The sequence below is a fragment of the Acidobacteriota bacterium genome, assembly GCA_021161905.1.
Taxonomy (GTDB): domain Bacteria; phylum Acidobacteriota; class B3-B38; order Guanabaribacteriales; family JAGGZT01; genus JAGGZT01.
The window spans coordinates 118,252-131,444 of sequence record JAGGZT010000004.1; the positions used below are offsets into that span (position 1 = coordinate 118,252).

At 46.5% G+C, this 13,193-nt stretch carries 12 protein-coding genes; 6 read left to right on the forward strand and 6 right to left on the reverse strand.

Annotation, left to right across the window (positions count from 1 at the left end; all coding sequences use genetic code 11):
* Window positions 1–118: 118 nt before the first annotated feature.
* The 5 genes from J7L64_00895 (at window position 119) to J7L64_00915 (ending at window position 4,305) form a co-directional block, all read left to right on the forward strand.
* The gene (locus tag J7L64_00895; protein ID MCD6450911.1) at window positions 119–640 is read left to right on the forward strand and encodes a hypothetical protein; all 522 of its coding nucleotides are present in this window, start codon (window positions 119–121) and stop codon (window positions 638–640) included.
* Window positions 627–1,112, forward strand: a complete 486-nt coding sequence (locus J7L64_00900; GenBank protein MCD6450912.1) for a thermonuclease family protein — start codon at window positions 627–629, stop codon at window positions 1,110–1,112. Before J7L64_00895 ends, J7L64_00900 begins: the two co-directional genes overlap by 14 nt.
* Window positions 1,109–1,252 carry a hypothetical protein gene (locus J7L64_00905; GenBank protein ID MCD6450913.1) on the forward strand — a complete coding sequence of 48 codons (144 nt, stop codon included), beginning with the start codon at window positions 1,109–1,111 and terminating at the stop codon, window positions 1,250–1,252. Before J7L64_00900 ends, J7L64_00905 begins: the two co-directional genes overlap by 4 nt.
* A 22-nt stretch (window positions 1,253–1,274) precedes the next feature.
* Window positions 1,275–1,466, forward strand: a complete 192-nt coding sequence (locus J7L64_00910) for a hypothetical protein (GenBank protein MCD6450914.1) — start codon at window positions 1,275–1,277, stop codon at window positions 1,464–1,466.
* Between the two features lie 124 nt (window positions 1,467–1,590).
* A complete protein-coding gene (locus J7L64_00915) occupies window positions 1,591–4,305 on the forward strand; it encodes an SUMF1/EgtB/PvdO family nonheme iron enzyme (GenBank protein MCD6450915.1) in 2,715 nt (904 codons plus the stop codon).
* Here J7L64_00915 and tadA read toward each other — a convergent pair.
* From tadA to J7L64_00930, 3 genes are read right to left on the reverse strand one after another with little or no spacing between them, the layout of a single operon-like run.
* Window positions 4,298–6,217 (reverse strand): Flp pilus assembly complex ATPase component TadA, encoded by a 1,920-nt coding sequence (gene tadA, locus J7L64_00920; GenBank protein MCD6450916.1) that lies wholly within the window; start codon window positions 6,215–6,217, stop codon window positions 4,298–4,300. The genes J7L64_00915 and tadA overlap by 8 nt on opposite strands.
* A gap of 5 nt (window positions 6,218–6,222) precedes the next feature.
* Complete coding sequence (locus J7L64_00925; GenBank protein MCD6450917.1) at window positions 6,223–6,657, reverse strand: type II secretion system protein GspG; 435 nt, start codon at window positions 6,655–6,657, stop codon at window positions 6,223–6,225.
* Between the two features lie 19 nt (window positions 6,658–6,676).
* A complete protein-coding gene (locus tag J7L64_00930; GenBank protein ID MCD6450918.1) occupies window positions 6,677–7,288 on the reverse strand; it encodes a B-box zinc finger protein in 612 nt (203 codons plus the stop codon).
* Between the two features lie 198 nt (window positions 7,289–7,486).
* On the opposite strand from J7L64_00930, the gene J7L64_00935 reads away from it, so the two are divergent.
* On the forward strand, window positions 7,487–8,170 hold the full coding sequence (locus J7L64_00935) for a CDP-alcohol phosphatidyltransferase family protein (protein MCD6450919.1): 684 nt from the start codon (window positions 7,487–7,489) through the stop codon (window positions 8,168–8,170).
* A gap of 25 nt (window positions 8,171–8,195) precedes the next feature.
* Here J7L64_00935 and J7L64_00940 read toward each other — a convergent pair whose 3' ends face one another.
* The 3 genes from J7L64_00940 to J7L64_00950 all read right to left on the reverse strand — a co-directional run bounded on the left by J7L64_00940 (window position 8,196) and on the right by J7L64_00950 (window position 13,119).
* Complete coding sequence (locus J7L64_00940) at window positions 8,196–10,370, reverse strand: carbohydrate binding family 9 domain-containing protein (protein MCD6450920.1); 2,175 nt, start codon at window positions 10,368–10,370, stop codon at window positions 8,196–8,198.
* 178 nt (window positions 10,371–10,548) lie between these two features.
* The gene (locus J7L64_00945) at window positions 10,549–11,859 is read right to left on the reverse strand and encodes a nucleotide sugar dehydrogenase (protein ID MCD6450921.1); all 1,311 of its coding nucleotides are present in this window, start codon (window positions 11,857–11,859) and stop codon (window positions 10,549–10,551) included.
* Between the two features lie 126 nt (window positions 11,860–11,985).
* Entirely contained in the window at window positions 11,986–13,119 is a 1,134-nt protein-coding gene (locus J7L64_00950; GenBank protein ID MCD6450922.1) for a hypothetical protein, read from the reverse strand.
* Window positions 13,120–13,193: the final 74 nt, after the last annotated feature.

Consider the following 13,193-nt stretch of genomic DNA (forward strand, 5'->3'; position numbering starts at 1 on the left):
CCTTAGTGGATTATAGCTCTCAAAGAAAAATTAAGCCAACCCAATACCCTCCGGTATAATCAAGAGCCGATTGACGAGAGAGAAGGGTTATGATAATTTTTAACTAAGGAGGGCAAAAATGAGAAAGACCAATAGGATTATTGTTTTGCTCGTCATTGCGGGGGCAATTTTAACAGCGAGCGCCTTTTCACAAGAAAAGGTAAAACCGGTTAACTTCCGGAAACTCATCCCCTTCTTAGGAGATATCCCTGGGTTTAAACCTGAGGGCAAAGCAGAGGGACAAACGGTCACCATGGGAAATATAAGCTACACGATGGTTCAAAGGGAATACGCGTCGGATGGGAAAAGGCTCACTGTGATAATTTTCCATGGAGGCTCCTTCGCCCCACCATACCTTATGTTTCAGCAGATGGCGAACATTCAAGTGGACAGCTCTGATGAATTCATCAAGTCAATAAAGATAAATGGCTTCAAGGCAGTGGAACATTATACCTACGGGAACAAGAGGGGTAAGGTGATGATATTACTGAAAAAACATCTCCTGGTGATGGTGGAAGAGGAGAAAGCGGAAAACATCGAAGAGACAGTGAAAATAGCCTCCTCACTACCGCTCAAGAAGATCGCCAATGCGGTCAAATAATCTTGAGGAGAAGAAGCTGGGAAAGGGTTATTTAATATTTATCCTCCTATTTTTTCTTTTCACCCCCACTCCCAAAGAAGGGCGTTATCGGGTACTGAAGGTCTATGATGGAGATAGCATTCTCCTCCGTTTCCCAGACGGGAGTGTGGAGAAGGTTCGCTATATAGGGATAGATGCTCCGGAGCGATTTCAACCCTACCATTCGGTAGCGAGGAAGAAAAATTGGGAACTTCTCCGAAAGGGGGAGATAAGGCTTGAGTTCGATGTGAAAAAACGGGATAGATACGGAAGGATACTTGCCTATGTATATGCGGGGAAGATTATGATAAACGCCGAGATGCTGAGACTTGGACTCGCCCGGGTCTATTACGACAAGGAGAATACCCGCTATCTTGAGCTCTTCAAAAAACTGGAGGAGGAGGCAAGGAAAAAACATTTAGGTATCTGGAAGAAGAGGAGGTATCGCTGGTGAAACGCTTTATCTTAATAAGCCTTCTTCTCCTCATCGGAGGGATACTAATATCTGTTTTTATCCTCGTTCCATACACCAAGCACGAGAAGGATGATAACGGTCTATTTAGTGCGAAAAAGCCTCTCCAAAGCGGATCTTAGATCCCTTATCCCAGATGAGGAGATGAGAGCGAAGTTTAAAAGAAGCCTTTTAAGGTTCGTTAAGGAAGGAAGTAGAAGAAACATACCGGAAGAGAAAATCAAAGAACTGAACGAACTTACCAGAGAACTAAGCAAAGATGGAGTTTTGGAAAGGGAAGAAGTGGAACTGCTCATCAAAAAGATGAATGAAATACTCACCTGTAGAGAAAAGTAGCGGAGATCTCCTTCAAGGATTTATACTTGATTCCATATTGAAGGGCTAGTATAATAAAATCACTTTATATATCCGATAAAAGATTAGAGGTTATAGTGAGTGTCAAATACTGTAGAGGGGGACGATGAAGGAAGAAAGGATAGTTTGTCCTCATTGTAAAACAGAGAATGTAGCCGACGCCAAATTCTGCAAGGAATGTGGTCTTCCCTTAAAGGGCGAAATAGATGAAGAAGCAGAAACCCTCCCCATAGGTAAGACCGAAAGAAAAAGGGCGAGGAAGAAAAAAGAGGAAGCAATCACAACAGAAGGGCTTGAATTAGGGAAGAGATATAAGATAATCCGGAAGATCGGCGAAGGAGGGATGGGTGCGGTCTATGAGGCGGAGGACAACATCCTCAATGTCAGGGTGGCACTAAAGGTGCTCCTCCCCCAACTTACCTCTGATGAAGAGGTCCGTGAGCGATTCAAGAGAGAGCTCTTGGTTACCCGAAACCTCTCTCATAAAAACATCGTCCGGGTATTCGACATCGGCGAGGGAACGCTTGGCGATGCTCCGGTACTTTACATATCGATGGAACTTCTCAGAGGGACGACCCTTAAGCGGAAGATAGAGGATGAGGGAGCGCTCGAAATGAACCAGGCGATAAACATCATCAAACAGCTCTGTTCCGCTTTGGAAGAAGCTCATAAATCAGGGGTGGTGCATCGGGATGTAAAGCCTCAGAACATCTTCCTCGACGAGCGGAATCAGGTGAAGCTGGTGGACTTCGGCATCGCTCGGGTTGGGGGAACAAAGCACCTCACCGCCACTGGATATACCTATGGTACCCCCGATTATATGGCACCAGAACAGGCGGACCCAAAACAGGAGGTGGATTACAGAGCTGATCTCTACTCTTTGGGAGTGGTGATATACGAGATGTTTACCGGAGAACTCCCATTTAAGGGGGAGACCCCGCTAAAGGTGATTATGCAACACTTGAAAGAACCGCCACCTCCTCCCCGCTCGGTAAAGCCAGATCTCCCCATCTGGATAGAACGGATCATCTTAAAAGCAATGGAGAAAGAAAAGGAGAAACGGTATCAGAGCGCAATGGAGATAGTGAAGGACTTCCTTATCCAAAGGTTTCTCGAGGAGAGTAGAGAGAAAAGGTATAGAAGCGAGGCAGAGATAATCGAAGACTTGAGAAGCACCATAGTTGCTGAAGAAAAACCGGAGACAAAAGAAGAAAAAGAGAATGTAAAAAGACTGGAAAGAATGATGGAACGGGAGCTCCGGGAGGAAGCGAAGTTCAAGGAGCTCATCCGGAGGGAGGAAAGAAAGGCAGCCTCCCTCCGTATTATGGTGTTCACCATCGCCCTCTTCGTTGCCCTTTCTGGGTTGGTACTTTATTACTTTATGGCGATAAGGGGGAAGAAGTCTCTCCCTCAGCCGGCTAAGATGGAGGCGGTCGCTTATTTTAAGCAACATGGGGTGATGCCCCTCTACTACGATGAGAACATTCCGGTCTCGGAGAAGGTGAGAAAGCTCAGAAAGAAGGCTGAGTTGGCAATAAAAGAGGGGAAGATTGTTGAGCCAGATAATGATTGTGCCCTTCGCTATCTAAACGATATCCTCTTCTACGAACCAACCGACCAATACGCCCAGGCCACAAAGGAAAAGCTTGCTGCCCACCTTCTGGTTCAGGGGGATGAGGCGCTGGCACAGGGGGAGAAGGAAAAAGCAAAAAAGAGTTATCTCTCCTATCTGGAGATATTCCCCAAAAATAAAGAGGTTAAAAGTAGGCTGGCTTTACTTAATCCATCTCCAACCGAGGAAAAGCCTGAAAAAGCAACCTCTTCCCAACCATCTCTTTCCCCTTCCTCACCGAAAAGCATCGAGGAACTCTTCACCGAGCTCGAAACCATTTTCAATAAAAGGGACTACTTCACCTCCCGAAGATTGGTAGAGGAGATACTCGCCAAGGACCCAGAAAATCCCATCGCTCTTGACTATTTAAAGAAGATAAACCAAGCGGAGGAGCGGTTGGTGAGGCTACGAGCGGAAGCCAAGAACCTTCTCGAAAGTGGTATCTACTATCAGGCGGAGAAAAAGGCTACCGAGATCCTAAAGGAGAACCCCGAAGATAACGAAGCAAGGCAGATACTTTCGGAAGCAAGAAGAAGGAGGGCAAGGATCCCCAAGGATATGGTACTGATACCCGCCTCCTCCTTCCTTATGGGTTCTCCCAGCCCTAGCGCTGGAGAAAAACCGATGAGGAAGGTCTATCTAAAATCTTTCCTCATAGACAAATATGAGGTTACCAACCAAAAGTACTTCCGGTTCATCTCAGCAACCGGGCACCGAATCCCCTTCGTTTACGCCAATTGGGCACAACCTTACAACTGGCGAGGAGGACACTTCCCTGAAGGGAAAGAGAATTATCCGGTAGTACTGGTGAGCTATGCCGATGCCTTGGCATACGCCAACTGGGCGGGGAAAAGACTTCCTACTGAGGCAGAATGGGAAAAGGCGGCTCGCTATCTTGATGGACGGAATTATCCTTGGGGAAATATCTTCAAACCCGGCTATGCCAATTCAGCAGAGATGGGGATCAACGTTCCAGTAAGAGTAGGTAGTTTTCCTCAAGGGGTGAGCTTTTACGGTGTATTCGATATGGCGGGAAATGTCTGGGAGTGGACCAGCGATTGGTTCTCCAATGGCCACTCATTCCGGGTGATAAAGGGAGGGTCCTTCCTCGAAGGTAAGGCAAAACTATTAACCTATGCCCGGGAAGGAGAACGACCGAGCGCCATGCGGATAGATGTTGGATTTCGTTGTGTGAGGGATGTCAGGTAGGGGTATTCTTGGTCACCGGGGTTCCACAATAAGGGCAGACCACCCACTCTATATGGAGGGCTTTCCCACAATTTTCACACACATTTCCTAACGGTTCCCCACAGAAGGGGCAGGCTTCAAAGGAGGCACTCACCGACCGCTTACAATTAGGACAGATGGTAACCAGGTCCTCTTTCTTTCCGACAACTCGGAATATTTCCTCGATAGTGGTTACTCCCTTCTTCACCTTTTCGATACCATCCTCAGTTAAGGTAACGAACCCTTCAGATAGAGCCACCTCCCTAATAGCGTGATCCGATGCCCCCGCATGGATTAGATCCCTTATCCTGGGAGAAATGGTGAGCATCTCGGCAATAGCGGTTCTCCCAAAATATCCGGTATTATTGCAAAACTCACACCCTTTCCCTCGATAGAACTTGAAATCGATATTCTTCTTATCCAGATTGAAGTTCTGCAGTATCTTCCTCGGCGGACGATATTCCGTTTTGCAATGGGGACAAACCTTCCGCACCAATCGCTGGGCAACCACCCCGATCAAGGAGGAGGCGAGGAGAAAGGGGGGGACCCCTAAATTTATCATCCGCGAGATGGCGGAAACCGCATCATTGGTATGAAGGGTGCTGAATACCAAGTGCCCGGTCAATGAAGCCTGAACAGCGATCTCCGCTGTTTCAGGGTCACGAATCTCCCCCACCATAATGATATTCGGGTCCTGTCGCAGGATGGATCGAAGCACATAAGCAAAGGTAAGCCCTACCTTCTCGTTTATCTGAACCTGGTTAACCCCAGTGAGGTCATACTCAATGGGGTCCTCAACGGTGATGATATTAACCGTTTCCGATTTGAGCTCATTTAGGCAGGCATAGAGGGTGGATGACTTTCCGGAACCGGTAGGACCAGTAACCAAAATCATCCCTTCCGCCCGCTCGATGAAGCTCCTCAATTTCTCCTCATTATAATCGGAGAAACCAAGGTTCTCCAGGTTGAGCATAGCCTCGCTCTGGTCAAGGATCCGAATGACCACCTTTTCGCCGTAATGGGTGGGAAGAGTAGATACTCGGAGATCAACCTCCTTCCTCCCCACCTTAGCCCTCACCTTTCCATCTTGGGGGAGCCTTTTTTCCGTTATATTCATATTGGCTAATATCTTCACTCGCTGCACCAGGATCGCCTGGGACCACTTGGGGAGCTTGATCACATCCTGAAGAAAACCATCTATCCTGTGTCTTATCTGAACCGCCTCTCGTTGGGGTTCAATATGAATATCGCTCGCCCGCTTGTGGATGGCATCCTTTATTATGAGATCAACCATCTTGACAAACGGGGCTTGCTCCTCACGGATAGTCTCCTCTTCCTCTTCCTCCTTCTCCTCTTCGATCACCTCAATCCCAGCGCTATCAAGCATAATATCACCGGCGAAATCCTTTATTGAATCTTCTATATGGTAAAATTTCTTTATTCCTTCGATAATCTCACTTGGGGTGGAGACCACTGGTTTTACCTCATAACCAGTGATGAACCTTATGTCATCGATGGCATTTAGATCGAGAGGATCAGCCATCGCCAAGGTAAGGGTCTTGTTCTCCACCTTTATCGGAAGACAGGTATACTTCTTGGCAAACTTCTCCGGCAAGAGCTCCACCGCCTCTGGCTCCACCGGGGTATTGTGAATATCAACTACCGGGATCTTCAACTGAAGGGCTAAGATGACCGCAATATCCTCCTCCGTCACAAACTTAAGATCGATTAACGCCTGGCCCAATCTCTTCTTGGTCTTTTGTTGGAGCTCCAAGCCAGTATTGAGCTGATCCACAGTGATAAGACCAGCTTCGAGAAGGAGATCACCCAACTTCTTCTTCGAGGTGATTACCTTCTTATCTCTCTCTTCTCGATCTATTTCTTCGTTAGCCATTTTCCCTATTGATTCTTGTATAAACCATCCTGAAGGAAGATCCCATTGGAAAAAACAATGTCATCGATCGTGTTCGGTTTCCCATCTATTCCATCGGAGAAAATATAGTAGTTAACTCCATCAAAGGAAAAATAACGAAGAGGCTTTCCAAAAGCATCCCTTATCGGCACCACCCTTAAATAATTCCCTTTCTCCAGCGCTTTCTTCAACTCCTCCATTCTATCGGTAATAGGGAAGAGACTCTGATCCGATTGGTAGAGAAGAAGAGCTTTAGCCAAATAGGATATGCTCGCCTCCGTCGTTCCTTCCCGTGCTTTATCCAACGCCTCTCGATAAAGCGGGATGGTTATTATAGCTAAGATGGAAATAATCGCCACACTGACCAATACCTCAATTAGGGTTGCTCCCCGCTCCCTTAATCGATGCTCGTTTTTCCTCATCTCTATCATCCACTCAGAATCATTTCCCCACTGTGGAAAGTGTATCTATTATCCTCCCTGTCTTAGCAACTACGATCTTAGCTCTTCTCCCTCCAAAACTTCCCGTCCAGCTTAGAAGATAACCCAATTCCCTGTCTTTTTTATAGCTTAACTCCTTACTTAATAAGAAAGAAAGCTTGAATTCAGGCAGATACTGGGGAATAAGCTCAGAGAGCTTATTGGGGTATTCTCCATTATTAAGCCGGCTGTAATTCTTGAGAGCCATATTTATAAAATCAATATTTGTATTGATATATTGGCGATAATTCTCATTTAAACTTCTCTTTCTCTCAAGGTAAAGACGACTATAGAAAACACCCTCCGCCACCGCCAAACCAAGCATAATGAACATCGCTATCCTTAACCGGGAAACTGTCTTCTTCTTTCCCTTCAGATAAAGTTCTCGTTCTCTTCTAAGCTTCTCTATCTTCTTCTCTTCCTTCTCAAAATTGACCAGCGACTCCTCAATGGCGCATCTAAAACAATAATACCGCCCCTTTACCTTCTTCATAACACAATCTTCACATAGAGGCTCTCCACATTTAAAGCAATGAGCAATTATCTCCTTCCCATGAATCGAACACTTAGCCATCTTCACTCATCCACTACAGAAAATCCCCCTCTTTCCAAATACTTAAGCTTTTTCTTTTCTAATATCATAAGATAACTGAAATGTCAACCGGAAATCTAAAAAGGCCTTTCCCTTCAATAAAGGGCATTTTTCTCATTTCTATGCTATAATAACTTATCCTTGAGGGAGGGGTTTTATTTTAAAGAGATCGAGAGGAAAATGAAGCTCTATAAGATAGCCAATGCCTTGACCTTGAGTAGGATCTTAATCCTCCCTCTGTTTCTCATTTTCCTTATGAATTCCTCTCTCAATTCTCACTATCGCTTGATCTCTTACCTCCTGTTCATCTACTTCTTCCTAAGCGATCTGGTGGATGGCTATCTGGTGAGAAAGGGCGGGGAGAGGAATTATGTAGGACAGTTCATCGACCCTCTGGCAGACAAGGTCTTTCTCGGGGTGAGCTATATTGTGCTCACTACCCATTGGGGGCGTCCTCCGGGCATAATCGTCCTCATCATCGCTGGAAGGTATATAATACTTGGCTTCCTATGGTTCACCGCTTTCTTCGTATCGGAGAGAAGCTTCTTCGAGTTCCTTCGGATGGAAAATGTACTTACTACCCCTACTCTATTGGGGAAAGCAACCACCTGGGGCGAGGTCATCCTCTTGGGAAGTATAGTATTCAATCTCCCCTCTTTCATCAGGGTCCCCTTCTATTTCCTCGTTCCCACCTTCTCCATCATTACCGGGGGGAATTACCTCTATCTCGCCTTAGATCGAATAAAAAACTATCAATCCGCCAGCACCGAAGAGGAGCGAGAAGCCCTCAAACGGATGAACGATTTTCTAAGACGATGGGGAATATTTAAGGAGAAGACGGGATCCTCTCCTCTAAGGGAATAAATCATCTCTCTGAGAAACCTTTTTCTCATTTGCGCCAGAGATAAGAGAATTTAAAGAAGAACCGACGTGCAAGCTCGGCGAAACCGGTTCCAGGGTAATCCGGGCTGTTTTCGTATCTCCCTCCATATCCTATAAAAAACACCGTACCCGGCACATAAGTGTAGCTCAAGAGAAGATCGGTGGTCACTCGGTTATAGTAAGTGTTATATTCAATGATGCCCCGGAGGAAAAGTTTCTTGGTGAACTGGTAAACCGTTTTCGATCGCCAGATATTTACATCGTAAACCGTCTCCCCACCTATGGAACGATAGAAGGTATATCTGGTGAATCTAAGCTCCTCTTGGATTAGTGGTGAGGGGCGAAAATTGAGCGACCCACTTATTCGTCTCGAATGCCCGAGATAGGGGTTCTCCTCATCGTAGTTTATCCCCATCCCCGCTGAATAGGAAAAAAATCCAGTGAGATATGTGGTAGGCTGGGAGGAAACGATTATCGAATAAAGGGAACCCTCAAAATCGATGCCAGCATACCGCTCCATTCGGTAGATATAACGGAGGGAGAGAGCTGTCTGCCTGCTTAGCTCAAAACTTAACCCCAACCGTTTGTTCTCCTCAACATCGATCCCGCTATGATCATAATAGCGATCCACATAGATCTCAGGCCTCACCGTGAGCAGCCAAGGACGATTGGGATAAAATTTATAATGCAAATAACCAGCTAACTGCCTGATATCCGTGCGCCTGATGAAACCCGCTTCAGCGTTAAAGTTGGGGTAGATATCGAGGTAATCGAACTCGGTATAGAGATGCCGTCCGCTCCGAGCAAAGGCGAAGGTGAACGCTGGATCGGAGGAATCCTCTCCATCAAGGTTTCGGCTATGACTACCAAGTTCCTGAAAGAAAAGGAGATACTTCTTACCTAAGAAAAGTTTGCCATCGACTCCGAACACCCGGTTATGGGAACCGGCGAACTCGCGATCGGTCAGGATCGCTCCTATCTCGGAATTCCTTAATATATCCCGTTTTATCCTGATTATGTTAAATAGAGCCTTCTCCCCCAGGTATTCGTTCTCCTCCCCACTCACTTTCTCCCCAGGTCCCTCATCAAGAGCGCTGATAAAACCGATGGTAGTCTTACCTATCTTCCCGGTGAGTTTCGCTCCATATAATGGATCGAGTATCCTCCTCGTATAAACCACCTCGATCGGGGTGGTAAAGATATCCTTCCCTTCGAGAAAGAAGGGTCTTTTCTCCTCAAAATAAAGAGCATAGCGGAGATTAACATCCACTTGGCCCGCATCCGCCTCCACCTGGCTAAAATCCGGGTTAAGGGTAAGATCGAGGGTCAGGTTGGAGCTGATTCCATACTTCACCCCAATACCAAAATCAGGCTTAACCTTGCCATTTATAAACCTCCCCTCATCCTCATTGAAGTTTCCTGCCTGAGAGGTGGTGATGAAGGGAAGAAATTCCAGGGTCCGTTTGTAACCCACCCCAGAAAAGCCGACGAGTTCTCCTAATTGATCGAGAATGCTCGCCCTATTGATGGAGATAGGAGGCCAACTCGCTTGCTCGCTTTTCCGCTGGATGGTTCGGGCGACGGCAAAACCGATGTTCTTGAACTTGGGAGGGAAACGAAGGCTTCTAAACGGTATAGCCACCTCTACTGTATAACCTTTTTCATCCACCTTCCCATCCGAGTAAAACACGGTATCAAAGCTCATATCATCGTTGCCCTCGGCTTTAATCAAACCATCGCCCTGAATACCGTAAGGGTTTATCAAAAAGATATAACCTCTTCTCTTGGCATTAAAGGTGTCAAGAACAATCACCACAAAGTCGTCGGTGAAGATCTTATCCCGGGGGCAGTAATGGGCGGTTATCTTATCAGGACTGGTATCAAAACAGCGGAAGGCGAAATACAGATTATCGGAATCATAGGCGACATAGGCGACTGTCCTCTCCGAAGCGGGAACACCATCAACCGGCTTGAACTTATAGAATCCGGTTACTTTAGCTGCCTTTGCCCAGGCCGGATCATCAAGCACCCCATCGATCTTTGGGGGCTCTTTGATCCTGGGAACAACTACAATTTTCGATAACTCATTATTAGATCCTCCACCTAAAAGAGAAGAAGAAATTAAAAAGGAAAATAGAATAGCCAAAAAGAAAATATTGCTCACGGATCTTTCGTTAAACATTTGCCATATCTCTCCTTTCTCCATTAAATCCATCTTACACCACATAGATAAACGAATCCCCATCCAATAAGGTTTACTTTAATAGTACAAAGGGGGATTTGAGATAGGGTGAAAGGATATGAAAATAAACTACTTTTTCTCGAAGGAGCTCCGAATGAAAAGCGGAGGTTTCCTCATCTTAAGCAATAACTACCTTACCTTCCCTCCCTTGGGTATTTCTGGTGGCATTTCTTGTATCTACGATCAGGGAGGAATTATCCACTACGAACTGATAATCTACCTTGCTATGATCGGTAACAATGAGAACGCAATCTGCCGTAGAAAGCAGCTCGGCAGTGAGGGGAACACTCGCCAGATCGAGCTTCACCTTCCTCATCTTAGGGATCTTGGGGACAAAGGGATCGTGATAACTCACCTTAGCACCTCTTTCAAGGAGAAGGCTTATTATCTTGACCGCTGGCGATTCCCTAACATCGCCCACATCCCGCTTATAGGCAACCCCAAGTACGAGAATGTGAGCCCCTTTTAAAGCCTTCCCCCGATCGTTTAAGGCATCTATCACCCGGGAAACTACGAAATAGGGCATCTCAGTATTTATCTCACCAGAAAGCTCGATAAACCTAGTGGGGAAATCGTACTCTCGAGATTTCCAGGCAAGGTAGAAGGGATCGATGGGGATACAATGCCCTCCCAGTCCTGGACCAGGATAAAAGGGATGGAATCCAAAAGGCTTAGTCGCTGCCGCCTCGATTACCTCCCAGATATCTATACCCATTCTGATGGCGAGCATCTTGAGCTCGTTTACCAAAGCGATGTTTACACTACGATAGATATTTTCAAGCAATTTTGTCATCTCAGCAACACGGGGGGAGGAAACAGGTAGCACTCGTTCAAAAGCAAGAGAATAAAGCCGTTCTACCATCCTTCTGCAAGAGGGGGTAATGCCACTTACCACCTTAGGGATACGCCACATCGGATAGCGCTTGTTTCCTGGATCCTCGCGTTCTGGGGAATATCCGAGATAGAAATCCTCTCCTACCTTCATCCCAGTCCTCTCCAGAATAGGAAGAAGGACCTCCTCGGTAGTTCCAGGATAGGAGGTTGACTCCAACACCACCAATTGCCCCTTTCGAAGATATCTCGATATCTCTTTGGTGGTGTTGATCACGAAGGAAAGATCCGGCTCCCTCCCCTCCCCGAGGGGGGTAGGCACGCATATCAGGATGGCATCCGGACGGGAAAGGCGGGAGAAGTCAGCAGTGGCAGAAAAAATACCTTCCTCAACATAGCGGGAGAGGTCGCGGGAAGAGAGAGTAGTAAGATAACTTTCACCCTGTGAGATGCTTGCTATCTTCTCCTTGTCTATATCAAAGCCAAGCACCCGCACCCCTACCCTGAGGAAGCTAACCGCCAAGGGAAGACCAACATAACCAAGACCGATGACACCGATAACTACCGTTCTTCCTTCGATCTTCTCTTCAAGCTCCATCTTCCTCCCCCTCTATCTTATTTTTAAATAACATAGCACCTCCCTCCTCATCTGTAAAGTGAAGAGGTTCTTTAGGGAAACGGTAATTTACTCAATAAGTCTGTATGGAAAAGGGGAAAGAGGTGGTTAAGAATCAGGCTCCTCCTTTTTGATCCTCAACCCTTGGATCCCTCTTAACACAAGGTAGCCACCAAAGAGGATAAGCGCAATAGGGACGATGAAGTCGGCAAACTCAGGGAATTTCCCGGCAAGAAGTATTAGAAAGGAAAAGACGAGGAAGAAAAAGCCGGTTATCCGTGCCCAGCGGAATGTCCTCCTCTCAGCCGGAACAAGGGAAATAAGAAAGAAGGAAACCGAGAGCCCAACAAAGAAGACAAAAGCCTCAACTACCGATGGCCACCAAGAGTAAAAGGCATCTAATGGATAGAGGGATAGAGTGGCAAATAGTCCAAAGAGAAATACCCCCCACCAATTCCTCCTATCCAAGAGATACAGGGAGAGGAAGGCAAAAGCCAGCCCTGAAAGGAAAATGGTTCCAGCAATGGGGGTAGGAACTGGGGAGGTAGCCACTATCGTCACCACCCCAAGGACAAGAAGCATAAAACCGAGGAAATAAAGGGAAAGGGATCTCCTCCTCTTAAAAAGGGCGAGAAAGAGCAATCCTATCCCAAAAAGGAACCCCCCTCCGGCAAGTCCTCCGGCACTATATATCCTCAAAATTGAGCTGAAACTCACGATGCCGAGTAGGATCAGGAACCAAGCGGGATAAAGAGCCCACCTTTCCTTCCTGAACAGAAGGAGGAAAAGAAAGAGGGCACCTGAACCGATAAGGAATACTCCACCGGTTACGCCATCCCGATGAAAGAAGGTATCCGTCAACACCGTTCCGCTCAACACCAACAAAAACCAGCTGGGATATATCGCCCAGTCTTTTCTCTCTTTTAGAAAGAACGCCGGCAGAAAGGAGAAAGCAAAACCAGCAAGGACGAGTGCCCCGAGAAACTCGTCCTTCATTATCTCAAAGTAACCAAGTAAGCCAATCGCCCCTAAAGTGAGAACTATGCCCCCCGGAATAAACCATCTCCAGGATTCTTCCTCCTTAAAGGAATGAAGAATAAAGGTAAACCCTATAGCGAGAAGACCAACCGAAAAGACGAGCTCGACTTCAACAGGGAGAAAGCCAAAGGTGTCAAGAAGAAACAATCCACCAAGGGCGATCAGAAAAATACCCACTAATAAGCGGAATATCCTTTTACCCATCTTTTTTACTCCTGATTTATAAAACGGGGTTAAGGGGGAAAAAGTTCCTCCCTTCTATCTACCTTCCCCCTCTT

Excerpts from the sequence above, each read along its gene's own strand:
- J7L64_00925 (MCD6450917.1), bottom strand. The coding sequence starts at position 6,657 with ATGAGGAAAAACGAGCATCGATTAAGGGAGCGGGGAGCAACCCTAATT.
- tadA (MCD6450916.1), bottom strand. The coding sequence starts at position 6,217 with ATGGCTAACGAAGAAATAGATCGAGAAGAGAGAGATAAGAAGGTAATC.
- J7L64_00945 (MCD6450921.1), bottom strand. The coding sequence starts at position 11,859 with ATGGAGCTTGAAGAGAAGATCGAAGGAAGAACGGTAGTTATCGGTGTC.
- J7L64_00930 (MCD6450918.1), bottom strand. The coding sequence starts at position 7,288 with ATGGCTAAGTGTTCGATTCATGGGAAGGAGATAATTGCTCATTGCTTT.
- J7L64_00900 (MCD6450912.1), top strand. The coding sequence starts at position 627 with ATGCGGTCAAATAATCTTGAGGAGAAGAAGCTGGGAAAGGGTTATTTA.
- J7L64_00910 (MCD6450914.1), top strand. The coding sequence starts at position 1,275 with ATGAGAGCGAAGTTTAAAAGAAGCCTTTTAAGGTTCGTTAAGGAAGGA.
- J7L64_00940 (MCD6450920.1), bottom strand. The coding sequence starts at position 10,370 with ATGTTTAACGAAAGATCCGTGAGCAATATTTTCTTTTTGGCTATTCTA.
- J7L64_00950 (MCD6450922.1), bottom strand. The coding sequence starts at position 13,119 with ATGGGTAAAAGGATATTCCGCTTATTAGTGGGTATTTTTCTGATCGCC.
- J7L64_00895 (MCD6450911.1), top strand. The coding sequence starts at position 119 with ATGAGAAAGACCAATAGGATTATTGTTTTGCTCGTCATTGCGGGGGCA.
- J7L64_00935 (MCD6450919.1), top strand. The coding sequence starts at position 7,487 with ATGAAGCTCTATAAGATAGCCAATGCCTTGACCTTGAGTAGGATCTTA.
- J7L64_00915 (MCD6450915.1), top strand. The coding sequence starts at position 1,591 with ATGAAGGAAGAAAGGATAGTTTGTCCTCATTGTAAAACAGAGAATGTA.